At 62.7% G+C, this 23,795-nt stretch carries 19 protein-coding genes and 1 tRNA gene; 9 read left to right on the forward strand and 11 right to left on the reverse strand.

Annotated elements, in window-relative coordinates; genetic code table 11:
- Positions 1-10: 10 nt before the first annotated feature.
- Entirely contained in the window at positions 11-952 is a 942-nt protein-coding gene (locus ACQR1W_RS01320; protein WP_434849133.1) for a GNAT family N-acetyltransferase, read from the reverse strand.
- Between the two features lie 802 nt (positions 953-1,754).
- Between ACQR1W_RS01320 and ACQR1W_RS01325 the strand changes: the two genes are divergently transcribed.
- The 4 genes from ACQR1W_RS01325 to ACQR1W_RS01340 all read left to right on the forward strand — a co-directional run bounded on the left by ACQR1W_RS01325 (position 1,755) and on the right by ACQR1W_RS01340 (position 4,635).
- The gene (locus tag ACQR1W_RS01325) at positions 1,755-2,021 is read left to right on the forward strand and encodes a hypothetical protein (RefSeq protein WP_434849134.1); all 267 of its coding nucleotides are present in this window, start codon (positions 1,755-1,757) and stop codon (positions 2,019-2,021) included.
- A gap of 195 nt (positions 2,022-2,216) precedes the next feature.
- Positions 2,217-2,867, forward strand: coding sequence for a hypothetical protein (locus tag ACQR1W_RS01330; protein WP_434849135.1), 651 nt, complete (start codon positions 2,217-2,219; stop codon positions 2,865-2,867).
- A 778-nt stretch (positions 2,868-3,645) separates the two neighbouring features.
- Positions 3,646-3,879, forward strand: a complete 234-nt coding sequence (locus tag ACQR1W_RS01335) for a hypothetical protein (RefSeq protein WP_008967589.1) — start codon at positions 3,646-3,648, stop codon at positions 3,877-3,879.
- 111 nt (positions 3,880-3,990) lie between these two features.
- Positions 3,991-4,635: a hypothetical protein gene (locus ACQR1W_RS01340; RefSeq protein ID WP_434849136.1), complete on the forward strand. Its 645-nt coding sequence runs from the start codon at positions 3,991-3,993 to the stop codon at positions 4,633-4,635.
- A gap of 37 nt (positions 4,636-4,672) precedes the next feature.
- Here the strand turns inward: ACQR1W_RS01340 and ACQR1W_RS01345 are convergent, their stop codons facing one another.
- From ACQR1W_RS01345 to ACQR1W_RS01365, 5 genes are all read right to left on the reverse strand, one after another.
- Positions 4,673-5,209: an NUDIX domain-containing protein gene (locus ACQR1W_RS01345; protein ID WP_434849137.1), complete on the reverse strand. Its 537-nt coding sequence runs from the start codon at positions 5,207-5,209 to the stop codon at positions 4,673-4,675.
- Between the two features lie 661 nt (positions 5,210-5,870).
- Positions 5,871-6,812 (reverse strand): phosphatase PAP2 family protein, encoded by a 942-nt coding sequence (locus tag ACQR1W_RS01350; RefSeq protein WP_434849138.1) that lies wholly within the window; start codon positions 6,810-6,812, stop codon positions 5,871-5,873.
- 477 nt (positions 6,813-7,289) lie between these two features.
- Positions 7,290-7,365 (reverse strand) — tRNA-Lys (locus tag ACQR1W_RS01355).
- Positions 7,366-7,680: 315 nt separating this feature from the next.
- Entirely contained in the window at positions 7,681-10,356 is a 2,676-nt protein-coding gene (locus ACQR1W_RS01360; RefSeq protein ID WP_434849700.1) for a glycosyltransferase, read from the reverse strand.
- Between the two features lie 385 nt (positions 10,357-10,741).
- Positions 10,742-11,323, reverse strand: coding sequence for a beta-1-3, beta-1-6-glucan biosynthesis protein (locus ACQR1W_RS01365; protein ID WP_434849139.1), 582 nt, complete (start codon positions 11,321-11,323; stop codon positions 10,742-10,744).
- 338 nt (positions 11,324-11,661) lie between these two features.
- On the opposite strand from ACQR1W_RS01365, the gene ACQR1W_RS01370 reads away from it, so the two are divergent.
- The gene (locus ACQR1W_RS01370; RefSeq protein WP_434849140.1) at positions 11,662-13,284 is read left to right on the forward strand and encodes a beta-(1-6) glucans synthase; all 1,623 of its coding nucleotides are present in this window, start codon (positions 11,662-11,664) and stop codon (positions 13,282-13,284) included.
- Here the strand turns inward: ACQR1W_RS01370 and ACQR1W_RS01375 are convergent.
- Complete coding sequence (locus tag ACQR1W_RS01375) at positions 13,244-13,624, reverse strand: hypothetical protein (RefSeq protein ID WP_434849141.1); 381 nt, start codon at positions 13,622-13,624, stop codon at positions 13,244-13,246. The two genes, ACQR1W_RS01370 and ACQR1W_RS01375, sit on opposite strands and share 41 nt — an antisense overlap.
- Before the next feature lie 106 nt (positions 13,625-13,730).
- Entirely contained in the window at positions 13,731-15,155 is a 1,425-nt protein-coding gene (locus tag ACQR1W_RS01380; protein WP_434849142.1) for a hypothetical protein, read from the reverse strand.
- A gap of 137 nt (positions 15,156-15,292) precedes the next feature.
- Between ACQR1W_RS01380 and glmU the strand changes: the two genes are divergently transcribed.
- Positions 15,293-16,648: a bifunctional UDP-N-acetylglucosamine diphosphorylase/glucosamine-1-phosphate N-acetyltransferase GlmU gene (gene glmU, locus ACQR1W_RS01385; RefSeq protein ID WP_434849143.1), complete on the forward strand. Its 1,356-nt coding sequence runs from the start codon at positions 15,293-15,295 to the stop codon at positions 16,646-16,648.
- Positions 16,649-16,683: 35 nt separating this feature from the next.
- On the opposite strand, the gene ACQR1W_RS01390 is transcribed toward glmU, so the two are convergent.
- Positions 16,684-16,905, reverse strand: coding sequence for a hypothetical protein (locus ACQR1W_RS01390; protein ID WP_434849144.1), 222 nt, complete (start codon positions 16,903-16,905; stop codon positions 16,684-16,686).
- Between the two features lie 223 nt (positions 16,906-17,128).
- On the opposite strand from ACQR1W_RS01390, the gene glmS reads away from it, so the two are divergent.
- Complete coding sequence (gene glmS / locus ACQR1W_RS01395) at positions 17,129-18,955, forward strand: glutamine--fructose-6-phosphate transaminase (isomerizing) (protein ID WP_434849145.1); 1,827 nt, start codon at positions 17,129-17,131, stop codon at positions 18,953-18,955.
- A gap of 188 nt (positions 18,956-19,143) precedes the next feature.
- A complete protein-coding gene (locus ACQR1W_RS01400) occupies positions 19,144-19,941 on the forward strand; it encodes a DUF502 domain-containing protein (protein ID WP_434849146.1) in 798 nt (265 codons plus the stop codon).
- Between the two features lie 41 nt (positions 19,942-19,982).
- On the opposite strand, the gene ACQR1W_RS01405 is transcribed toward ACQR1W_RS01400, so the two are convergent.
- Positions 19,983-20,354: a VOC family protein gene (locus tag ACQR1W_RS01405; protein WP_434849147.1), complete on the reverse strand. Its 372-nt coding sequence runs from the start codon at positions 20,352-20,354 to the stop codon at positions 19,983-19,985.
- A 224-nt stretch (positions 20,355-20,578) separates the two neighbouring features.
- Here ACQR1W_RS01405 and ACQR1W_RS01410 point away from each other — a divergent pair, with 224 nt between their 5' ends.
- A complete protein-coding gene (locus tag ACQR1W_RS01410) occupies positions 20,579-21,439 on the forward strand; it encodes a DUF1932 domain-containing protein (RefSeq protein WP_434849148.1) in 861 nt (286 codons plus the stop codon).
- Between the two features lie 171 nt (positions 21,440-21,610).
- Here the strand turns inward: ACQR1W_RS01410 and recG are convergent, their stop codons facing one another.
- Positions 21,611-23,713: an ATP-dependent DNA helicase RecG gene (gene recG / locus ACQR1W_RS01415; protein WP_434849149.1), complete on the reverse strand. Its 2,103-nt coding sequence runs from the start codon at positions 23,711-23,713 to the stop codon at positions 21,611-21,613.
- Positions 23,714-23,795: the final 82 nt, after the last annotated feature.

Consider the following 23,795-nt stretch of genomic DNA (forward strand, 5'->3'; position numbering starts at 1 on the left):
CTCGGCGAGGTCATGTGAAATAATGGGTCTCGTCACGAGCGTAGTATCGGTGCGCGAGCTGCAAGAGACTGTAAGGCGGCTGGCTTTGCCTGATCACCAGGCGCGTCTTGAGGCGCCCGCCGAACCCGCTCAAGAACCGCGCGGTGCCGCTGGAGTAAACCCCATCAAGATCCAGGACGAGCCCCAGCTTGTGCGCCTCCTGCATCGCGGTCCAAAGCAAGAGGCTGACGGCGCCATAGTCCGCAGCGAGGGCTCGTGTTGAAAGGAGATAGTACATGGTTCCGTGGCCCCACACGACGAAGGTCATCGCGATCGGGGTTGAATCATGATCGAACGCGCCGAGAATGGTGCCGGATTGTCGGGTGCGACATTCGGAAAACAGGGCTGGAAAGTTGGCCAGATCGACCCGGTTTCGCTGCCCGCGAGCCTTTAGGTTGGCGAGATAGAACTTCACGAAGCTCGCCGGGTCGGAAATGTCCTGGACGGTATATTTCTCTTCTGCCCGGCGGATCGGCTGCCTTGTCTTCTGCGACATGGAAGACCAAAGAGTGCTCGGTTCCAGTCGGCAATCGACTTCGAACGTATATTGTGGCCCGACAGAGAACTTGCGCTCCTGAAACACCAGGCCGTCAACATTCGCGAGACCATCGTCCAACGAGGGATCGATGTGCTGATAAAAGAAAGACCGCGGCGGCAGCTGGTCGATCAGCGCGCGGGTGATTGACGCCCGCTGAATCAGTTTCGTTTGCGGCTTGCCCGAACCGGCATCGACGGCCGGTCCCAATATGTGTGTAAGGGCGGGCATTCGAATGAGACGGAAGGGGCCACGGTAGGTAGTGACGTAAGGAAGACGACCCACGATGGAAGTGTCTCGCTTCACGATCGCTTCTTCGTATTGTCCGTTGGTTGCGGCAGACAGCCACCACGGCTCATGAAAAAGAGAACTTTCCACGATCGACCTAATGAATTGCCAAGATTAGAATGGTTCGAAAACTTATTCGTCATAAGCAGTGGACATCATTGGAAATAATAGATCAGACAAATCGGGTCACCTTTGCAAACACGCATGCGACACCTTGACGCGCAGCACGCGCCCGAACAAGGCCCGGTATTTTCATCTTCTCAGATGTGATTAACCATCGGCTGCCGGGGTTCCGATTTGATTGGGCTTTGACTGAAGTCGATTTGAGCGGTGTCGGTGAGCACGCTGGGGTTCAAAGACCGGGAGCGGATTATCTTCAGGCCGCGTCGCGTCCCAAATTCAACGGCTCGGTCGCAATCCATTGGCGCCCCTTCAGTTCGGCTGCTTCGTCCGGACCAGTGCGATAGAGGACGCTCTCGATCTAAACGATTGCTGCCAGGCTCGCCGGCTCCGTCCGCGTGAGGCCTGAGCGGAGCAGCGAATGAGAATCCCAACGCATCCGTTGCCTATGCCGGTCATGCGCGCCGGAATTTTCCTTGTCGAATGTCACGGCTTTCGTCGAATCATTCGATCCGAATCGCGCTGGCCGGATATAGTCGCGGTCGGGGAGCGGGGCAGGTGCGACGGCGACGAAAGCACGGGGGCGACCAAGCGCGACTTTTGCCGCGAGCAAGTCTGATGCTTCCGGGGTGTCCACGCCTGGGCGTGGCCGCAATGGGCCGACCTTCACGCGACCTGGCTCGAGAAAAGTTCCAGTCCAGGACTAGGAACTTATGCCGCAGTTCGCGATTTCGAGAGGTTCGGGCAATTGCCCGGAGGAGAGTTCGGACCGATGCAAAACGCCGATGGGTCATTCTGTTTGTCGACGCAAAAATCTCGATTGGATCGCGTGAGCATGGTGGGGCAGTGCCAGGCATCGGACCTGATCAAGCTGCTGAACAGGTGTGAAGAACAGCTTAGGCGGGTGCGGGTCGAGGTCGCCGAACTCAAACGCACGGGCTCTCGCGTGACCATGAGCGAGACGGATCTCGTTGAACTCACAAGAAACCTTGAAAAAGTGCAAACCAAGCTTGTCGGACGTTTGCACACAGGCAAATAACCGACGGTTGCATTTCCGCGGCGCATTTAATGCGTTGGTTGCAGATTAAAAAGGTAGCAACCAAAATCCGATTCCGGAGAGTTCCTCTTCTAAATTCTAATATATGTGATTTACAGGAAACCAACTCTCGATAATTCTTGTTTGTGCATCACGCGTTTCAACTAATGAAAAAATCGCTCTTAAGGGAGGGGTGTGATGCGTTTGATGTTCGGGTGCTGTCTGGCTGCAGCAGCGGCTTTGGCGATTGGCGCACAAGCGAGCACAATATATCCGGGGGCGAGCCCCGTCCTGGCCACGAACAGCTCATTTTCCGTCGAATTCGGTTCGGCTGCGACCGCGGGCCAGATGTCGCTTGTCCTTGATGGCTATCAAAGCCTCGATGGCCAGAATTTTTATGAAGACGATTTTTCGGTCCGATTAAATGGCAGCCAGATATTTCTCGGCACATTCAATTTGGGCGGCGGCAGCGATAGCGGAACTCAGGCAAATATCTATTCGAATCCCTTCAATGCCAGCCTTTCCAACCCCACGAACAATGGCACGTCGATCACCTCAGGCGGGGGCAAGGAGGTGTTCAGCTTCGCGGGCATCCCTTTGAACATCGGCTCCAACCAGCTCACCTTCAGCTATCTCAGCTTAGCCGACGGACACGCGGGCTTTCAGGGACTTGGAGATGAGGGCTGGGGGATCGCAGACGTCAACGTCAATATCAGTGCGACGCCTTTGCCTGCGAGTTGGACCATGATGCTGATCGGTTTTGCGGGGCTCGGCGCTTTTGGCTGTTACCGCAAAATGAAAACGTCCGCCTCGCCGCTGGCGGTGTCCACCAGATGTGGCATGGCTTAGGCCCGGCCCCGGGCAGAAGCGGCCAATACGCATGTGCCTCGCGACCCCTCCAGAATGGAGGTCTGAATGTGCAGCCTCGATCCTGACGAACTCCGTCGAGACGCCGCGGAGTGCGCTCGCAAAGCTGAGATGACGGAGCATCCTGCCGATAGGGCCGCGTGGCTCAAGCTGGCGACAGATCTGGAGCGGCTGGCGAGGGTACGCGAGCTTCGAGGAGCGGTCGTCGGGCTCATTCGTCCGCGTTACCGACAGATCCAAATCGCGGCGCCACTCCCGCCGCGAAACGATCTGGAGCAGCAATGCCGAGTTCGATGATGCGGTGACTGCCTGCGACCGGAAGGCGCGGGATGGCTCGCAGTTTGCCGCGCTCGACTGAAGCGCAGCGCGGTTCGGCTGATTGCGTCAACGCGAGTCGGAATGGTCCAACTAGCCGCGGGATGCGATCGGCCGCGCCGGTCCCACGGAAAGCCTGGGGGCGGGTCGGGGGCTCCCATGACATCGGAGTCGTACATCATCGTCGGCTGCCGTGTAGAGCTCACGCGCGGCGGAGAGGCCGTATTATTACGGGATCTGGCTTTGTGCACTTTTGAACGCAATCGTGCATTGGAGGATGATAAGGCTCCATTGCTCTGGGGTCCTTTTCTGATCACAGAGCCTCGCGACTTGATCCCGCTCGCGGTTCGCCGCGGCGGGCCTTTTTTGCTCGCTCCACAGTCGACCTGATCGGGAACCATAACGTCAGAACTCCATTGTCCGCAGACGTGTGGAGAGCCTAGATATGAGCGTCAGCGAGGGACTGGACGGACCCAGTCGACTTGAGCAGGCAACAGCGGCGGTCGAAACGGTCGCCGAAACAGTGCAATCGACGACTAAGACTGTCGTCGACGCGATCGAAGCGGGCCGCCGGCCCGGCGCACCGCTGGACAGGATCGCCGCATGGACCCGCTCCGCGCCCATTCACTCGTTGGCGGTCGCCTTTTTGCTCGGAATTATCTTCGGTCGCAGGCGCTGAAGCCTCCGAGCCGCCGCGTGAGCTGAGGTGGCTGGCCTTCGTTCAACTCGGAGAACGATTTTCCGCCACAATTAGCGAGCTGAATACCTCTGGTTGAATACGGGTCGTGCCATGTCCGGTCTCAAGCGTATTCTCGTCGCCGCAATGTTCGGCTATTTCGGGCTTTCCAACCCGGCGCTTCCTGCAACCTTCGACATCACGGGAACCGTCAACATCGACGGTCAGTCGTTCGCAGTCGGGCCGTCCGGTAGTTTCGACTTTCTGGTCAACGGTTCGATACTCGCTCCGACTACGTTCGGCTACACGCTCTCGGTCGACCTGATAGGAGCGCCACTGACCACTGCCACGACCACGGACATCACGCCGTTTATACTTGGTGTCGCCTCCGCCAGCGTAAACGGCAGCTCGGCGGGTGCCGGTGTCGGCAATTGCTTCAACTGTGGACCATTTCATCCCATCTCGGGGAATGGCTACTCCATCTCTGACGCTCAGCGAGACATTTCGGTTGTGCTTGCAGCAAACCTCTCCGCAATCGGGGCGGTCGACAATCTCCCGGCAAGTGACATCATCACGCTCGCCTACAACTTGAACATCGGACTGCCAGCGGGCCTTTCCGCTGAAATGGTGACGCCGCTTCCTAACAGTAGCTGGCTGTTCGCGTCCGCGCTTGGACTGATGGCGCTGGCTGTTTGGTTCAGACAACGGCGTAGCCGGGGCGCGACGCCTTCAACAATTGTCCCTCGCTACGCTGAGTAGCCGCACGCAACCAACTTGGCTCAGGATGATGGCAAGCTCAGCTTCGCTGAGGCCGCCACGTCGCTGCGCGAAAATAGGAGCTCGCGGACGTTGCGAACGCCTGTTGCGAGATGACCTTGCTGGCGGCATCGATATCGTCCAGGCGGGTGCATTCAAGCTCGCTGAAATAGCGAAGTTCTGACATCTCGCCATCTTCGGGCCGATGAGTGCCGCCGATCACCTCTGCGCGGAAGGCGATGACGGTGTAGTAGGTGAGATCGCCATTTGGATAATGGACGAGAAACTCATCCCCTCCGAACACGCCGATGAGCGCTGTTGGCTCGACGAGCAGGCCGGTCTCCTCGAAACATTCCCGGACGGCGGCATCCGCCGGGTGTTCATTCGGGTCAATTGCTCCGCCGGGAAGCCCCCATATTCCGGTCTCGCTGCTTCTGCCAAGCAGGACGCGGCCGTCAACATCAAAGATCGAGATCGAGGCCGCGGTCAGGGTGACCAGGTCATGCCCAACCTTCGCGCGAATCGCCTTGAGATAATCAGAAATGGGCATGCTGTGTTCTGGCTTCGGAGGATCCAACAGGAGGGGTACGGTCAGCGCGGAAGGCCCTTGGACGATAGCACAGGGCTTGCAAGCCGGCCTCAGCTATTCGCCGTACGGACCCCGATCTTGGGCCGGACGAGACAATTGAACGTTGGTTACAGGCTGTCGGAATTATTGCTGGGCCGGAATATGCAGCCACGGCTCACATGCGCAATCTGATGGCTGAGGCTTCAGGTTCGTGTGGCAACAGTCAACCATCCAAGCAGCCGTCGCAATTGCTCGACATCGAGTGAAACTGCCGGATAGTCCGGGCCGCCCCAGTCGCCGTGGTTGGTCGGAGCAAACGCCTCGAGCAGGGCGGCCGCGGCTGGGTCAGTAAGCGCCAACTGTCGCAAGGCATTCGTCCGGATCTCCAACCGGATTGTCGAGCAGTCCGCGACGATGCGCGCCGGCGATGCGGCCGCGCGTGGCCGGAGCCGCTGCCAAAAAGTACTGTGCCGACCAACGCTCATGATCGACGGAGCATAGCCGGTCGAAGTGTGATCGTGTGTGTGCAGCTGTAAAGTTTGGTGGCTGCCACCGATGTCTGATCGTCACGTGCTGGCGATCTCGTCAGGGTTCAGAGTTGTCGTTCAAATGCCAGAGAACCGTGGCCTTTGTCGCCGCATTCACCAACAGACGATCAATTGGCTGCTCATCAACCCGAACCAGCCGCGCCGATCGTTGCACGCTGCACCCACGCAGATCCGCGTGGCTCCTCCAGGCTCCGAGCCGTGCCAGGCGAAACTTCGCTGGGCTCGCAGCTTTTTGTCCGAAACGAAAGCGTGGAAGCAGCAATTCGCGTCAAACAGATTGCCAAGATAGCGACGATAATTCCCGCAAGCATATCGACGAGGAAATGTCCGCCGCCGATCGGAGTCGCAGTCAACATGGTTCCGTTGATGGTGATGTTGAACGGACGAAACCAGCGCCAGGGCCACAAGGCCCACGCATACAAGATCGCACTTGCCGCATGAAAGCTCGGGAACGTTATGACACCAACGAGACGGCCGAGATCAAGCAAGCGTAACGTCCCATTCCGAATGAGTGGCATCTCGCGGGCCGTATCGTAATAGCAGTCCGGGACGATGTTCGGATAGTCCGACGGGAGCGGCCCCAACGCGTGATAAACACCAATTGCGGGCGCTATCGTCGTGATACAGCATGTCAAGACGAGAGCAAGCATGAGTGCGAGAATGAATTCGGCGGTCTTGCGGCAACAGCCGGCAAGAGGAAGGCCGATGACGATGAGGAAGACCTGCCAGAAAATTGAGCGATAGCCAAAGGCGAGGATGACGATGAACCACTCATGACTGTTCGCGAACTGCAGGTACTGTCGAAAATCGAAGTCCAAAGTGCGATCGATCGCCAGCAGGTTCGCGTCTTGTGGCGGCAGATTGGCGGCCGTCGCCACATAAGTCAAAGACGTGAGGATGCTCATCCCTAGAATTGCCTGAGCAAGCCCAATCAGCAATGAGAACAGACGCGGGTGCGCGCGACGCGCAGACTGAGCATTCAAGTATCCTGAAACGCCGTAAAGGGCTGCGACCCCCAGCGCCAACAGATAGCCAAGTGGTTGGACGCGGAAATCCGTGAGCATCAGGCTCAGATCGAAAACCGCAAGGAGAACGGTCAGTACAAGCCAGTTCAGCCGGACAAGGACCAGGCCAGCACGCCATCCTCGCCATGGCGTGCCTTGAGCAGCCCTCGCTCTGCAGACAGGCCCGGAAGGTTGCGAAGCAGATTTGGCAATAGGGTGCCTATGGCAGGCTCCGCCATGGAGGTCTGCTCCGTTTCAGTTGATTTCAGATTGTGTCTCGTCGGTTTCTGGATACCCCAGCGCAGTCCAGAAAAGCAATTTAAAGCTGCATTTTATTCCGATACCGTTCGGGATGAATAACAATTTGAAGCTTTAGAATACCGTCGCTACAACCATTTAAACCGGAAGCCGAGCGTCCCAATGTGGCGGCGATGATCAGGCGTACGGAACGGCAGGTAAGCCGGCTGCGCGGGTGTGCACGGATCATTTTGTCGCTCGCATCCTGGCGAGCTGCATGCAGTCAATGATTGATTGGCTTGGTGAGCGCGCTGGGGCTCGAACCCAGGACCCCGTGATTAAAAGTCACGTGCTCTACCGGCTGAGCTACGCGCTCGCTCCCAAGGGCTTGACCGACGGGGAACCGTCGGGCCCGGTCGTGTGTCTTTCCGCGATCTGAAACGTCGGCGGTCGCCCGGCGGTTCACCAGCTTGGGGAAAGGCAACAGCCGCGCCCAAAGCCGAATGGCCGTTCGCCCGCGCTGTGTAGGGGGTGCGGCCTATTCGGTCAATAGCGTCGCCAAGCCAACCCACAAGGAGGGGCTATGAACGGTTTATCGCAGGTCCAAAGACGATTGGCACAGAATCCTGAGGTCTTGGACCGGCGACCGGTTATTTCTCACTGAGCACCTCGCCCTCCGTGTCGCCGGCCCTTACACCTTCTCTGCGACCTTGGTGGCCGGCTTCTGCGAGATCAGCGCGGCCAGTTCCGGGACATAGACCGGACGCAAGCCGATCAATTCGGCCGTGCGCACCGCGCTGTAGCGCCAGAACTCGAAGGAATTGATCCGCGACATTTCGAGAACCGCGATCGCCACGGCCGACACGAACGGCAGGCTCTCCAGGATCAGCACGGCGGCGAAGATATAGAGCTCGGTGATCTGGTAGGTGTTGGTGCCGATCAGGATGCCGGCGCCGATCAGGAGCAGGGTGGCGATCACCGCCTCCCAGAACGCCTGGAACTCGATCGACATCCGCGATAACCCGCCCTTGGAGGTGCGGGCGAAGGCGATGTGCTCGGTGATCAGGCCCTGCGCCACCGCGCGGGAGACCGTCCATTGTACGCTCATTGCCGCCACCATGGCCCCCAGCATCTGCCACGGCCCGACCCTGACCCGCAGTCGGTACAGGACAAGGAAGTGGGCGAGGGAGACCACAAAGGCGGCGGTGATCGGGATGGTCAGGATCTTGTCGGGAATGGCGATGCCGGCAAAGGCCACGATTGGCACCCAGATCAGGTTCAGGATCGCGACCACGACCCCCAGGCTTTCGGCGCCGAGCCAGTTCAGCCAGCCGAGTAGGAACTCGCGTTTCTGGTCGCGAGAGAGCCGGCTCTTGCCGGGCAGGAAACGCCGCCAATGCTTCTTGACGATCTGGAAGCCGCCATAGGCCCACCGGTGGCGTTGCTTCTTGAAGGCCTCATAGGTATCGGGCAGCACGCCGCTTCCATAGCGGGTGTTGGTGTAGTGGGTGGTCCAGCCGAGTTCCTGGATAGCCAGACCGAGATCGGTGTCCTCGCAGATCGTGTCGCTTGACCAGCCGCCGGCCACGTCCATCGCCGCGCGGCGGATCAGGCACATCGTGCCGTGCACGATGATCGCGTTCTCCTCGTTGCGCTGGACCATGCCGATGTCGAAGAATCCGGCATATTCGCCGTTCATGATGTAGTGCATCAGCGACAGGTCTTCGTCGCGATGGTCCTGTGGCGCCTGCACCAGGCCGACAGTCGGGTCGGCGAACGCCGGCACCAGGTCCTTCAGCCAGTTCTTGTCGACGACGTAGTCGGCATCGATGATGCCGATGATCTCGGCGTCAACAGCCGTACGGTCCATGGCGATCCGCAGCGCGCCGGCCTTGAAGCCCTTGACCTTCTCGGCATTGATGAACACGAAGCGCTCGCCGAGCAGGCGGCAGTGATCCTGGATCGGCTGCCAGAACGCCGGGTCAGGCGTGTTGTTGATGATGATGACGCATTCGTAGTTCGGATAATCGAGCTGCGCCAGGGCGTCGAGCGTCTGCTTGAGCATCTCCGGCGGCTCGAAATACGCGGGCACGTGGATCGAGACCTTCGGGAAGTAGCCCTCTGGTGCGGCCTCGGCGTCCTTCTCGACCTTGTCCTTGGTCAGCAGCCGACGCGGCTGATGGCCGAAAGCGACCGCCGCGATCTCCTCGATGCGCGCCATCGCGATCAGGATCAACGGCACCAGCAGGATCAGGCCGAGGGTCAGGGCGAAGGCCGAGCCCCAGACGAAATAATGCCCGTTCCAATAGGCGAAAACATTGGAGAGCCAGCCGCCGACCCCGTGCGCCGAGATCGCCAGCACCAGCGCCTGCAGTACCGTCGGCTCGGCAATACGCAGGATCGGCAGCGAGACCAGCACGCCAATGAGCAGCGCGATCGCCGCAAGCTTCCAGTAATCCGGATTGACGATCGGACCAGTCCAGGAAAACTTCGGCTCGCGGTCGGCGTTGAGGATGCCCCAATAGGGACCGACGCCACCTTCGAAGAATTTCCAGGGCTGATCAATGCCTTCGACGATGTTGTATTCCATGCCGATGGCTTCGGCGCGGGTGACGAAATTGCGCAGCACGCGCGCCTGTTGGAATGGCCCGGGCACGGCGTTCAGCCGGTTGTAGCCGGCGCTCGGCCAACCGAACTCGGCGATCATGATCCGCTTGCCGGGGAATTTCTCCCGCAACAGCCCGTACAGATACATCGCCTGGTCGACGGCCTGGGTGTCGGAGAAGTTTTCCCAATAGGGCAGGATGTGAGCCGCGATGAAGTCGACGTTGGAGGCGAGCTCCGGGTTGTCGCGCCAGGTGTTCCAGACGTCGCCCGTCGTCACCGGGACATTGACGGATTTCTTGACCAGCTTGATCTTGTCGATCAGCTCATCGACCTTCTGGGTGCCGGTCAGAATGGTCTCGTTGCCGACCACGATGCCGATCACGTTGCTGTTGCGACGCGCGAGCTGGATCGCCGACTGGATCTCACGCTCGTTGCGGTCGGGATCCTTGTCGATCCAGGCGCCAAGCATCACCTTCAGCCCGAATTCGGCGGCGATCGGCGGTACCAGCTCTACGCCGCCGGTCGAGGAATAGAGCCGGATCGCGCGGGTCACCGTCGCGAGCTTTTTCATGTCGGCGCGGATGCGCTCGACCGGCGCGACGGTGTCGACATCGGGATGCGCGATGCCTTCGTGCGGATCGTAGGAGACGCTCGGCAGCAGGCCGTTGAAGTCCGGCGCCTGCTCCTTCTCCTGCAGGAGACCCCAAAGCGCGGCGTGGGCCGCGGTGACAAACAGCAGGACGGCGACGATCGCGCGCATCGATGAGGCAACCATTCCGGGATTAGACGACAGGACCAAGCGAAGCAGTCCGCTGTTGTCCCGTCCCGAGGCCCGCCCGATCGCCTGGCCAACGCGTCAGCGAACGTGGATTGAGAAAGGACACCAGAAACCTGCTGATCTGCGTGCGTTTCGGTTCACGTACGCTCTGTTACTTAGAACTCAAGGGCCTGAAAGCGCTACCGCGACGTCGCTGAACAGGACCTGAACCGGCAGCCGAGATTCGATCAGTGCAGCCGCGATTTCAAGCGTCATACTGCCACGCCATGTCAAACTGGACTATGTCGCAACTGGTATGACGCCATTGCGGGCTTCGAGCCTTTCGCGGCTTGGCCAATTCCGTTCGGCGGTCCGCGCCTCCGCTCCGCTATTTGGCGGGCTGCGGCGATGAGGAGGAAGCCTGTGGAGCCGGCTGCTGCGCCGGAGCCGATCCCTGCGGCGCAGCTGCCACCGGGCTTGGGGCAGGCGTCGCCGCGGCTGCGGCCTGCGGTCGCGCATCCGGATTGATCCAGCAGGCGTGAACGTGATTGTTCAGAGAGTTCGGCACCTTGTCGTCGATCTGCGCGATGAAGCGGGTCAGGCAGCGGAAGGCGGCCTGGACATGGCCGCCGGGGCAGCCGAAGCGGTCATACAGGTCGAGGTGGCGGAACGCGGTATCGAGGTCATCCCGATACATCAGCTGCACGACGCGGCGGCCAAGCCAGATGCATTCGGGATTGCCGGCCGGGCCGCCGTTGAGCGCCTGGGTCGCTTCGGTGAACTCGTCGGCCTTGCGCTGATTTTCCTTGGATGCGTCAGCCGGATTGCCCTGCTGCTTGCTCTGATCCTGGCCGTGCGCGTCATTGCCGCTCTGGGCCAGGGCACCGGCAGTGCCGAGCATCACAGCGAGCAGGGAAACAGCGAGATGGCGCAAAAGAGAAACCTTAAACTGAAGCACGCGTCGACCCATAAATTCCCCGATTGTTGCCCTTATGCCGTCCCGCTGCGGACGCAGTGTTGATGCCGATCAAATAGGTCCCGAATGCGGCGGGTGGTCGATTCCGACCGCCGCCCGTCGTTCCTAACGACGGCGTTGCGACAGTGCGCCGCTGGCTGAATCCCATGACCGGAATCTCCGATTTTGTCCAGCAAAGCCACAACTTTATCGGGTCATTGTCGCTGCATCGTAAAGCCGGGCCGGAAACTGCGGGGCGGAACGTCGCAGGTAGAAGCGATTGGCCGCAGGTCTTGGCACGGGGTCTTGGCAGACGGTCAGCAACCGGCTAAGCACCGGGCCCTGGCTGGAGCATGGAACTGAAATCTCTTCGTACACCGCTGGCGCTTCTGCTCGTCTCGTTGGGGGCAATTGCTGCCATGTGGTGGTGGCTGGCCACGCCCATCAAGCTTGTGCGCGCCCCCATTGAACCCGACGCCAAGCTGCAATGCGTCTCCTATGCGCCGTTCCGTGGCGCGCAGACCCCGCTGGATCCGAGCACCTATATCGACGCTGATCAGATCGAGCAGGATCTGACACAGCTCGCCAAGATTTCCGAATGCGTGCGCACCTATTCGATCGAGAACGGTCTCGATCAGGTCCCGGCGATCGCGGCCAAGGTCGGCATCAAGGTCATTCAAGGCATCTGGCTCGGCAGCAACAAGCTGAAGAACCAGCAGCAGATCTCGGTCGTGGTCGGGCTGGTGAAGCATTATCCCCAGGTCATCACCTCGGTTGTGGTCGGCAATGAGGTGCTGCTCCGGGGCGAGATGACCACCGCCGATCTCGCTGCGATCATCCGCAGCGTCAAGGCGCAGGTCACGGTTCCCGTCACCTATGCCGACGTCTGGGAGTACTGGCTGCGCAACCGCGAACTGTACGACCTCGTGGATTTCGTGACGGTTCACATCCTGCCCTATTGGGAGGATTTTCCGGTCCGCGCCAAGCTGGCGGCCGGCCATGTGGACGCGATCCGGCAGCAGGTCGCGGTCGCCTTTCCGAACAAGGAGATCCTGATCGGCGAGACCGGCTGGCCGAGCGCAGGGCGGATGCGTGAAGGCGCGCTGCCGTCGCGCACCAACCAGGCCCGCATCGTCTCGGAGATCCTCGATCTCGCCAAGCGCGAGAATTTCCGCGTCAACCTCATCGAGGCCTATGACCAGCCCTGGAAGCGCCGGCTCGAGGGCACCGTCGGCGGCTATTGGGGCCTGTTCGACGCCGCAAATCGTGCATTGAAATATCCGCCCGGGGTGCCCGTCAGCAATTATCCGCTCTGGAAACTGCAGATGGGCGGCGGGATGATCCTGAGCTTTGCCGTGTTCCTGACCGGTTGGCTCACGGTCCGGCGTCGGCCCTGGGCGCCGCATTGGTCGTCCTGGCTGGGCGTTGCGATCTCGGCGACCTCGACCGGCATCCTGTTCGGCATTGCGGCGGACAAGATGTTCTACGAGAGCCTCGGTGTCGGCGGTTGGCTGCAATGGGGCGCGCTGCTTGGTGCCGGTGTCCTGGCGCCGCTGTTCGGCGCCAATGCCGCGATGGTCGGCCGGTCGCTGCCAACCTTCCTCGATCTGCTCGGGCCGGCCGACGGCCGCAAGCACACGCCCGCGACTTATCTGCTTGGCCTCACGCTGATCGTCACCGTGCTGATCGGCGCCGAGACCGCGCTCGGCTTCGTGTTCGACCCGCGCTACCGCGACTTTCCCTTTGCTAGCCTGACCATGGCGGTCGTGCCGTTTGCGCTCTTGCTCGGCAACCGTCCCGCGCAGGGCAAGCGGCCAATCGCGGAGGCAACCTTTGCAGGGCTGCTGGCGGGGTCCGCGGTCTATATCCTCTTCAACGAGGGTCGGGAGAATTGGCAGGCGCTGTGGACCTGCACGGCCTATCTGGTGCTCGCCTTCACGCTGTGGCGGGCGCGGGCCGCGCAAAGCCCAGAATGAGCAGGCCGATCGCGAGCCCCGACAATACGATGTTATAAAGCACGATCCCAAGGCCGGCCGCGATCAGCCCGCCGGTCAGGAGGACGATCGACGGCCGCATCACGTGCAGGATCGCGATCACCAGCGCCGTGCCTCCGAACACCGAATTCTTGAACAGGCCGGTCGCGACCAGCCGAGCCTTGCAGATCGTGGTCTGCAAGCCGGCATCGCAGGCCAGTGCCACGGTGGAGAACTCGATCGCGAGGTAACGCACATAGAGCGCATAGCCGATGGTGACGAAACCGACGATCAGGAGCCATTGCACCTGATACGGGGTGAGGCGGAACGGGGTCTTCTTCATGGGCGGACTATGCTGCGGAAAGGCGAGGCCGACAAGGGCCGGACGGAGCCGCCGGACTGCATCCGCAGCCCGGCTTGAGCCCGTCAACAGCCGACACGATTCGTGGTCAGGAGCGCCGGAAGAAGGACGATAGCGTCGATGATTCCGCCGGTGGGGGTGCCGCGGCCGGTGGCGGAGGGGCCGCCGCTGCTGGCGGCTCCTCGCGGACCGCTCCATGGCGCTGCTGCTGCTGACTGGGCGGCGCGGCGCGGCGTCGCTGCTGATAGGTCGGCTTCGTGAGCATGGGCGGGACCGCCGCCTTGGCGGCATCGGACTGATCGGCTTCGTCGCCGCGAATGGCCAGCCGCTGGCCGTCATAGACCGTCGTTTCGCAGGCACGCTGGCTTTCCGCGAGGTTGGCGCAGATCTTGGCGGCCGCCGCCGCATCCGCGAGCGGTCCGGCGCCGAGCCGCAACTGCATGCCGAGGCCGGTATTGCCTTCCTTGACGATGATGATGGGACGGAGCGTCGCCAGCTCCTTGTTGGTCCTGGAGAGGCCGCGCCACAATGCGCGCAGCCCGTTCAGTGAATTGGCACCGCCGAGATCGACCGCGAATTCGGTCTTCCGCGCGGGTACGGCGCCGGCCTCGGCGGAATCGGCCGGTTTTAAGCTACCGCCGTCGGCTGCTGCGTCCGGGTCGGCCGCGGCCAGCTTGTCCGGTTCGACCAGCTTGCCGGCCGCGGGATCAGGGGCGCCCATGGCCGACTTGGACGCGACGAGCGACGCCGCCGATGACGGCATCGGGCCGTTCGAAGCAAGCTGGCTCGGTCCCTGCGACGGGCTCGCGGGTCCCTGCACCTGGCCGGCTGGGGAGGATTGGGCCAAACCGGCGCCCGGTTTGGCGCTATCGGCCTGAGGCCATGCGGGAAGGGTGGGGGCGGTGGTGGCGACCGGCGCCACCATCAGCGCGCCAGCCGACGGGCTGGCAGGGGAGGTCGCAGTCGCGCTCTGTCCGACCGGGCTGCCGCCGTTCGAGCTTGCCGGAGCTTGCACGGGACTCGCGGATCCCGAGGGCTGCGATTCGATCGACGCGGTTGACGCCTGCGATTGCTTAGCGGCGGCCTGGGCCGCGTTGGTGCCCGAGCCGGAACCTTGCCCCGAACCCGGCTTGGCCAGTGCACCGGTCATGGAGTCCCAGCCCTGTTCCAGCACGGTCACGCGGGCATACAGCCGATCCCGATCATTGTTCAGGGTCTCGATGGCAGACGCCAGCTGCCGCTGCTCGCTTTGGGTTTCGCGGGCGAGCGACTGAAGGAGCTGTGCCTGGCGCGCCAGATCCGCTCCGGAGACATGATCGCGCCGCCAGCCCAGCGCCGCTTGGTTGGCGAGCACAGCAATCACCACAGCGCACAGCGCCGCTGCAGCCCACCAGCCGATCCGCCACAAGGTGCGACGGTCGAATTCATTCTCCTCGGCGAGCAGCCCGGACAGCTTGCCACCGGTCTTCTCAGCCCCGAGGGCGCCGGCTGTTTTATTGAAGTCCTTTGCCATTCACCTGAAGCCCTGCCGAATCATGCTGGGAACATTAACAGGAAATGCACCGGTGGCCTCACCCGGCCCGGTTTGCGGCGAACAGAAATCCGCTTTATGACGGCGCCATGTCCGGTATCCACCGCACCAGGTATGTCATGAACACTCGATCCAGCCTCACAATTGTGCTCGCGGCAGGCGAGGGGACCCGGATGCGAACATCCTTGCCGAAAGTGCTGCATCCGATAGCAGGCGAGTCACTGCTGGCGCATGTGCTTTCGGCCACGCCGCACGATGCGAACGCGCGACTAGCGGTGGTGATCGGTCCCGCGCATGACGCTGTGGCGCATGAGGTCAAGCGCTTGCGCCCGGATGCTGATATTTTCGTTCAGCGCGAGCGGCTCGGCACGGCGCATGCTGTGCTTGCGGCGCGCGAGGCAATTGCGCGCGGCGCCGATGATCTCCTGGTTGCCTTTGGCGATACGCCTCTGATCTCGGCCGAAACGTTTGCGCGCCTGCGCGCGCCGCTGGCGCAAGGTGCGACGCTTGCAGTGCTCGGCTTTCGCGCCGCCGATCCGACTGGATACGGACGTCTGCTGCTGGAGGGTGATCGGCTGGTCGCCATCCGCGAGCATGCCGATGCCAGCGAGGACGAGCGCCGGATCACGCTGTGCAATGCCGGTGTAATGGCATTCGGCGGCGCACGTGCGCTCGCGATCCTCGGTCGGATCGGCAATGCCAACAAGAAGAGCGAATATTATCTGGTCGATGCCGTTGCGATCGCGCACGAGATGGGGCTCGAGGCAGTCGTGATCGAAACCTCCGAAGATGAAGTGCGCGGCGTCAACACCAAGGCGCAGCTGGCGGAAGCGGAAGGCGTGATGCAGACCCGGCTGCGCCGCGCCGCGATGGATGCCGGCGTCACCTTGATCGCGCCGGAGACGGTGTATCTCGCCGCCGACACCAGGTTCGGCACGGACGTGACGATCGAGCCGTTTGTCGTGGTCGGCCCCGGCGTCTCGATCGGCGACGGCGCCGTGATCCATTCCTTCTCGCATATCGTGCAGTCGACGATTGGCCGGAACACCTCGGTCGGGCCCTATGCGCGGATGCGGCCGGGCACTTCGCTCGGCGACGGCGCAAAGATCGGCAATTTCGTCGAGACCAAAGCGGCAATCCTGGAGGAGGGCGTGAAGATCAATCACCTCTCCTACATTGGTGACGCCCAGGTCGGCGCCAAAGCCAATATCGGCGCCGGCACCATCACCTGCAACTATGATGGCTTCGGCAAGCACAAGACCACGATCGGGCAGGGTGCCTTTATCGGTACCAATTCCTCGCTGGTTGCGCCGATCAAGATCGGCGCGGGCGCCTATATCGGCTCGGGTTCGGTGATCACGCGCGACGTGCCCGACGATGCGATGGCGCTCGAGCGCACCCAGCAGACCATCCGCGAAGGCGGTGCTGCGCGTTATCGGGAAATCAAGACCAGGAACAAGAAGCCGAAGTCATGAGGAAGCGGCTTGGACCGACTTGGAGCTACTTGGACCTAGCCCTCATCGTCCTGAAACTCGGCGAACATCGCACGCGTCAGACGCCAGCCGCGCTTCGTCGCACGCTTGATCGGGTCGCTGCTCTTGTGCTTGATCGGCATCGGCTTCAGCTCGCGGCCGACAGTCGGCGGCGGCCAATGGGCAAGATGGCTGCCGCCTGTCTCATCCGCATGCAGCGGGCTCGTGCCCTTGGGGTCAGGCCATTTGCGATTGGTCATGGGGACATGCCTCCGTGCGGCATTGTCTGCCCAAAGCCTTGACCGAACGTTAAGGCTGCGCCCGCAGCACGGGAGGGTTCGTGAGCCATGCGGTTCGCCAGGGTTGAGCTTGCCACTTAACGCTGTCGCAATCCGCAATAATTATTGAATCCTGAAGCTGATCGGGTTTCGTTAAGAGAATCCGACGCTTTTGAATCTTTTCGACGATTGGGGAAGGCGCGGAATGTGCGGGATTGTCGGCATTTTGGGACGCGGGCCGGTCGCCGAGCAACTGGTTGATTCGCTTAAGCGCCTCGAATATCGCGGTTATGACTCTGCCGGTGTCGCGACGCTCGAGGGCGGGCAGCTGGAGCGCCGGCGCGCCGAAGGCAAGCTGAAGAATCTGGAGGCGCGGCTGCGCGCCGAACCGCTCAAGGGCTTCACCGGGATCGGGCACACGCGCTGGGCGACGCATGGCAAGCCGACCGAGAACAACGCGCATCCGCATGCGACCGATCGTGTCGCCGTCGTCCACAACGGCATCATCGAGAACTTCCATGAGCTGCGCGAAGCGCTGCAGAAGAAGGGCACGGTATTCGCGACCGAGACCGACACCGAGATCGTCGTGCATCTCGTGGACGAGTTGCTTAGCCAGGGCATGGTGCCGGTCGATGCGGTGAAGGAGACGCTGGCCAAACTGAAGGGCGCGTTCGCCCTCGGCTTCATCTTTGCAGGCCAGGACGATCTGATGATCGGCGCCCGCAACGGTCCGCCGCTGGCGGTCGGCTACGGCAAGGGCGAGATGTATCTGGGTTCGGATGCGATCGCGCTCGGGCCGTTCACGGACACTATCAGCTATCTGGAGGACGGCGATTGGGTGGTGCTGACGCATCAGGGCGCCACCGTCTACGACCGCAACAATGCCGTGGTCAGTCGCGAGATCGTCAAGCATAGTCCGGCGACCTCCCTGGTCGACAAGGCCAACTTCCGCCACTTCATGGCCAAGGAGATCCACGAACAGCCGGAAGTCGTCGGTCACACCTTGGCGCGCTATATCGACATGGCGAGCGAGCGGATCGCGCTGCCGGCGACCCTGCCGTTCGACTTCAAGGACATCCAGCGGATTTCGATCACCGCCTGCGGCACGGCGAGCTATGCCGGCTATGTCGCCAAATACTGGTTCGAGCGCTTTGCGAGGCTGCCGGTCGAACTCGATGTCGCCTCGGAGTTTCGCTACCGGGAAGCGCCGTTGCGCAAGGGCGACCTTGCGATCTTCATCTCGCAATCCGGCGAGACCGCCGACACCTTGGCCGCGCTACGCTACGCCAAGGCGCAGGGCGTGCATACGCTGTCGGTGGTCAACGTGCCGACCTCGACCATCGCGCGCGAAAGCGAGATCGTGATGCCGACGCTCGCCGGCCCCGAAATCGGCGTGGCCTCGACCAAGGCGTTTACCTGCCAGCTGATGGTGCTGGCGTCGCTTGCGGTGGCCGCCGGCCGCGCTCGCGGTGAATTGTCGGAGGAGGACGAGGCCACGCTCGTGCACGGGCTGGTCGAGATTCCGCGGCTGATGACGGCGGCTCTGTCGATCGAGCCGCAGATCGAAAGGCTCGCCCGCGACATCGCGAAATCCAAGGACGTGCTTTATCTCGGCCGTGGCACCTCGTTCCCGCTGGCACTCGAAGGCGCGCTGAAACTGAAGGAAATCTCCTACATCCACGCCGAAGGCTACGCCGCCGGTGAGCTCAAGCACGGGCCGATCGCGCTGATCGATGAGAACATGCCGGTGGTCGTGATCGCGCCGCACGATCGTGTCTTCGAGAAGACCGTGTCCAACATGCAGGAGGTGGCCGCCCGCGGCGGCAACATCATTCTGATGACCGATGCCAAGGGCGCGGCAGAGGCGACGGTTGATTCGCTGGTGACCATCACCCTGCCTGACATGGCGCCGACCTTCACGCCGATGGTCTACGCCGTTCCGGTGCAGCTTCTGGCCTACCATACCGCTGTCGTGATGGGCACGGACGTCGACCAGCCCAGAAATCTCGCGAAATCAGTGACCGTGGAATAGCCACGGTCGGCGGCTCCCGCGCTTGTCGCTGCAGGACAATTCGTCGCGGCAGGTCGCTTTTCCTGCGGCCCCGAGCGGCGGCGGGGCAAATAGGACGGTTTGGGACGGTTGGTGGCGGAAAGGGGGCCACCCCCTTCAAAAATCTGCTAAGAGCCTTAGCTGAGATTTGATCCGATCTGGAAGTCCGCATGAGTTCCCGCGACGACCCGCCGCCCCAACCTGAGCCTCCGGCCGATCCGCCTGCCGAGACAACCCATCACGGGTTGATGTTTCGGTTCCGCAACTATTTCCTGACCGGCCTCGTGGTCGCCGGACCGGTCGCGATCACGCTTTACATCACCTGGTGGTTCGTCACCTGGGTCGACGGCCTGGTGCGGCCGTTCGTGCCCTCGGCCTATCGCCCGGAGACCTATCTTCCGTTCGGCATTCCCGGCTCGGGCCTGATCGTCGCCGTGGTCGGCCTGACCTTGCTCGGCTTTCTCACCGCCAACCTGATCGGTCGCACGCTGGTCGACCTCGGCGAGCGCATCCTTGGCCGCATCCCGGCGGTGCGCGCCATCTATCGCGGGTTGAAGCAGGTGTTCGAGACGCTGTTTTCCGGCAAGGGCTCGAGCCTGCGCCGGGTCGGCCTCGTCGAGTTTCCGTCGCCGGGCATGTGGTCGATCGTGCTGATTTCGCAGCCGCCCAGCACCGACATTGCGAACAGCCTGCCGGGACAGGAAGACCATATCTCAGTGTTTCTGCCATGCGCGCCGAACCCGACGACCGGCTTCTTCTTCTACGTGCCGAAGAGCAAGATCATCGAGATCGACATGAGCGCGGAGGACGCCGCGACGCTGATCATGTCGGCTGGCGTGGTGCAGCCGGGCTCCGACCCACAGAAGAAGGTCGCCGCGCTGGCCAACATGGCCCAGGCGGCGCGGATCGCCCACGCCGGCTCCGAGGCGTCCTCAAACCTGCAGCCCGAGCCGGCCAAGGTCGAATAGGCGCGTCTTCTCCGGCGCGGTGCCAGGGGAGCCTGTTCGGCTCATTCGGCCGCCGGCCTGAAGACGCGCAGCCGATGTCCATCGGGATCGAGCGCGGTGAAGGTGTAGCCGAAATCCATGCGTGTCGGTGGCTGTGCGATCGTAAGTCCGCGCGAGGCCCAGTCGGCATGCAGCCGGTCAACTTCGCCCGTGTCGATGACCACAAAGGCGATTTCGCCCGCACCGGCAGCTCCGTTCGCCGGCGGCTCGACAGCCTGACGCGACCACAGGCCGAGCATGATGCCGTCACGCAGCGGCAGCATCGCGAAAGTAGGCGCTTGCTCGATGATCGGCCGCTCGAGCAGGCCGGAATAGAAAGTCGCGCTAGCAGGTGGATTGTCCACATAAAGGATCAGGAAGCTGAAGTCGGGCATGACGGCTCTCTCCTTGACTGGCGCGACAGGCGCCGCGGGAAGGAGATAGCGGATCATACTGTCAGAACCTGTCAGCAGCGTGAGAGCCCGGCGATCAGGGCGGGGCGCCTCCCCATATCCGTGCTTCCTGCTCCGATTTTGAGATGCTGCCTTCACCTTTCGTGACTTCAGCCAATCCATGGAACACGGTTAGAGTACCGCCGTACCCGCTATCGGAGCGATCTATGATCCCCAGCATTGCTATCCTCGCGCCCGGCGCCATGGGCAGCGCGGTCGCCGCGCGCCTCGCTGAGCACGGCGCCAATATCCTGACCTCGCTTGACGGCCGCAGCGATGCCACCAAAGCGCGCGCGGTCGCAGCCGGCATGATTGCGGCGGCTCCGGCCGAGATCGCGAACGCCGACATCATCCTCTCGATCGTGCCGCCGGGCGAGGCTTTGGCGCTCGCCGAGCAGCTGGCGACACTGATCACCAGGAATGCGAACAAGCCCGTCATCGTCGACTGCAACGCGGTCAATGTCGAGACGGTCCGCAAGGTCGAGGAGATCGTGCTGTCCTCAGGCGCGCGCTTCGTCGATGCCGCCATCATCGGTCTGCCGCCGAAGCCCGGCACCAAGGGGCCCGCGCTCTATGTCAGCGGCGAGGACGCCAAGGAGGTCGTCGCGCTACGCGAACTTGGTCTCGACTTGCGCATCGTCGATGGCCCAGTCGGCGCCGCGTCGGCGCTGAAGATGTCCTATGCCGGGATCAACAAGGGGCTGACCGGGGTTGGCGCGGCGATGGTGCTCGCCGCGACGGAGGCCGGCGCGGCCGACGCGCTGCGCGACGAACTTGCGCTGAGCGCGCCCGCGGTGCAGGCGCGACTGGCCAATTCGCTGCCGGACATGCTGCCGAAAGCCTATCGCTGGGTGGCCGAGATGCGCGAGATCGCGGGTTTTCTCGGCGGCGACCATCCGGCCGCGTTGATCTATGAGGGCTTCGCGCGGCTGTTCGAGCACATCGCCGCCGATGCGCAAGGCGAGGGGACGGAAGGTGCAAAGCTGGTGGCTTTTGCAGAAAGCTGCAAGGCGACGAAGCCGGCATGAGTTGAGAAGCGTAGGGTGGGCAAGCGAAGCGTGCCCACCGCTGGAAACCACGCACCTGGATCACCACGTACCTGGGTCATGATGGTGGGCACGCCGCTCGTCCGCCTTTATGGAAGGGGGCATCATCGAAGGCGCCTTTGCCTACCCTACGATGCGCAACGGCGGAGCGATCTAACCCGCCGTCAGCAGCGGGATCGCTTCGTCGCGCTCATAGAGATAGAGCAGGCAGCGCAGCGCCTCGCCGCGCGGGCCCTGCAGCTTCGGATTCTCCTTCAACACGCGCAGCGCCTCGTCGCGCGCCTGCGTGATCAGCTGCGCGTGCACCTCGGGCCGCGCGATGCGATAGCCGGGCAGGCCACTTTGGCGGATGCCGAGCACGTCGCCTTCGCCGCGCAGCTTGAGATCTTCCTCGGCGATGCGGAAGCCGTCGGTGGTCTCGCGGATCACGGCAAGCCGCGCCTTCGACATCTGCCCCAGCGGCTCGCGATAGAGCAGGATGCAGGTCGAGGCTTCCGACCCGCGGCCGATGCGGCCACGCAGCTGGTGCAGCTGCGCCAGCCCGAAACGCTCGGCATTCTCGATCACCATGATCGTGGCAGCCGGCACGTCGACGCCGACCTCGACGACCGTCGTCGCGACCAAAAGCCTGATCTCATGGGCTGCGAACTGGCCCATGACGCGGTCCTTCTCGGTGCCTTTCATCTGGCCATGGACGAGACCGACCTTGTCGCCGAAGCGCTTCGAGAGGCTCTCGAACCGCTGGGTCGCGTTGGTGAGGTGATCGGTGCCCTCGGCCTCGGATTCCTCCACCAGGGGGCAGATCCAATAGGCCAGCTTGCTGGCGTCGAGGGCGCGGCCGATCGCATCCATCACGTCGCCGAGCCGCGTATCAGGTACGGCGCGGGTGTCGATCGGCTGCCGCCCAGCCGGCTTTTCGCGCAGCTCGGAAATATCCATGTCGCCGAAATAGGTCAGCACCAGCGTCCGCGGAATCGGCGTTGCCGACAGCACCAGCACATCGACGGCGTCGCCCTTCGAGGTCAGCGCCAGCCGCTCGCGCACCCCGAAACGGTGCTGCTCGTCGACGATGGCGAGCGCGAGCGCCTTGAACACGACGTCGTCCTGGATCAGCGCGTGGGTGCCGACCAGAAGATCGATTTCGCCGGCCTCGAGGCGCGCGAGAATGTCGCGCCGTTCCTTGCCTTTCTCACGGCCGGTCAGGATCGCAACGTTCATGCCGGCGCGCTCGGCCAATGGCGCGATGGTCTTGGCATGCTGGCGCGCCAGGATCTCGGTCGGCGCCATCAGCGCAGCCTGCTTGCCGGCCTCGGCAACGGCCGCCGCGGCGAGCAGCGCAACAACCGTTTTGCCCGAGCCGACATCGCCTTGCAGCAGCCGCAGCATGCGCACCGGCTTGGAGAGATCCTCCGCAATTGCCGCCATGGCCTGCTGTTGCGAGGTAGTCAGCGCATAGGACAGGGCGTCGATGATCTTGCGGCGCAAATGGCCATCGCCGGCATGGCGGTTGCCGGCCGGCCGCCGCAGCTGCGCCCGCACCAGCGCCAAGGCCAGCTGTCCCGCCAGCAGCTCGTCGAAGGCGAGCCGTGACCAGAATGGACCATCGGGCAGGATGTCCGTCATCTCCTGCGGGACGTGAACGCGGGTCAAGGCGTCCTTCAAAGGTGGGAAGTTGCAGCGGCTCATCACCTCCGGGCTGATCCATTCCGGCAAGGCTGGCAGCTTCGTCAGCGCCTGGCCCATGGCACGGCGGAGCGATCCGAGCGCGAGACCTTCGGTGAGCGGATAGACCGGATCGATGCCGGAGAGCTTCGCAAACGCCGCCTCATCGAGGATGCGGTCGGGATGGACGATCTGGGGCATGCCGTCATAGCGCTGCATGGTGCCAGAGACATAGCGCTTGGCGCCGACCGGCAGCTGCTTCTCGATATAGTCGCCCTTGGCGCGGAAGAAGGTCAGCACCACGTCGCCGGTGTCGTCGCTGGCATAGACCAGGTACGGCGCGCGGGCATTGCGCGACGGCCGGTGTCGTTCCACCGTCACCTCGAGCGTGACCACGGTCCCGACCTCGGCATCGCGAATTTTCGGCCTGTTCCGGCGGTCGATCACGCTCGACGGCAGGTGCAAGAGCAGGTCGACCAGACGCGGCGTATCGTCCGCGCTGAGCAGGTAGCGCAGAAGCTGGTCCTGTTTCGGCCCGACGCCGGTGAGGCTGGTGACCGGCGCGAACAGCGGATTGAGCAGAGCAGGGCGCATGGGCGACACTTAAGACTGTTTGCGAGCCGGCATACCCGCCCTTCCGCCGACATCCACCTGTTTTTTCGCGGACCACACGGCC

It is taken from the genome of Bradyrhizobium sp. HKCCYLS1011, from assembly GCF_051167795.1.
In the GTDB taxonomy this organism is placed as follows: Bacteria; Pseudomonadota; Alphaproteobacteria; order Rhizobiales; family Xanthobacteraceae; genus Bradyrhizobium.

Coding starts and splice junctions, on each gene's coding strand:
- ACQR1W_RS01380 (WP_434849142.1), bottom strand. CDS start 15,155: ATGGCAAAGGACTTCAATAAAACAGCCGGCGCCCTCGGGGCTGAGAAG.
- ACQR1W_RS01335 (WP_008967589.1), top strand. CDS start 3,646: ATGAGCGTCAGCGAGGGACTGGACGGACCCAGTCGACTTGAGCAGGCA.
- ACQR1W_RS01410 (WP_434849148.1), top strand. CDS start 20,579: ATGATCCCCAGCATTGCTATCCTCGCGCCCGGCGCCATGGGCAGCGCG.
- ACQR1W_RS01400 (WP_434849146.1), top strand. CDS start 19,144: ATGAGTTCCCGCGACGACCCGCCGCCCCAACCTGAGCCTCCGGCCGAT.
- ACQR1W_RS01390 (WP_434849144.1), bottom strand. CDS start 16,905: ATGACCAATCGCAAATGGCCTGACCCCAAGGGCACGAGCCCGCTGCAT.
- ACQR1W_RS01325 (WP_434849134.1), top strand. CDS start 1,755: ATGCAAAACGCCGATGGGTCATTCTGTTTGTCGACGCAAAAATCTCGA.
- recG (WP_434849149.1), bottom strand. CDS start 23,713: ATGCGCCCTGCTCTGCTCAATCCGCTGTTCGCGCCGGTCACCAGCCTC.
- glmS (WP_434849145.1), top strand. CDS start 17,129: ATGTGCGGGATTGTCGGCATTTTGGGACGCGGGCCGGTCGCCGAGCAA.
- ACQR1W_RS01360 (WP_434849700.1), bottom strand. CDS start 10,356: ATGCGCGCGATCGTCGCCGTCCTGCTGTTTGTCACCGCGGCCCACGCC.
- ACQR1W_RS01375 (WP_434849141.1), bottom strand. CDS start 13,624: ATGAAGAAGACCCCGTTCCGCCTCACCCCGTATCAGGTGCAATGGCTC.
- ACQR1W_RS01330 (WP_434849135.1), top strand. CDS start 2,217: ATGCGTTTGATGTTCGGGTGCTGTCTGGCTGCAGCAGCGGCTTTGGCG.
- ACQR1W_RS01350 (WP_434849138.1), bottom strand. CDS start 6,812: ATGCTCACGGATTTCCGCGTCCAACCACTTGGCTATCTGTTGGCGCTG.
- ACQR1W_RS01365 (WP_434849139.1), bottom strand. CDS start 11,323: ATGGGTCGACGCGTGCTTCAGTTTAAGGTTTCTCTTTTGCGCCATCTC.
- glmU (WP_434849143.1), top strand. CDS start 15,293: ATGAACACTCGATCCAGCCTCACAATTGTGCTCGCGGCAGGCGAGGGG.
- ACQR1W_RS01370 (WP_434849140.1), top strand. CDS start 11,662: ATGGAACTGAAATCTCTTCGTACACCGCTGGCGCTTCTGCTCGTCTCG.
- ACQR1W_RS01405 (WP_434849147.1), bottom strand. CDS start 20,354: ATGCCCGACTTCAGCTTCCTGATCCTTTATGTGGACAATCCACCTGCT.
- ACQR1W_RS01340 (WP_434849136.1), top strand. CDS start 3,991: ATGTCCGGTCTCAAGCGTATTCTCGTCGCCGCAATGTTCGGCTATTTC.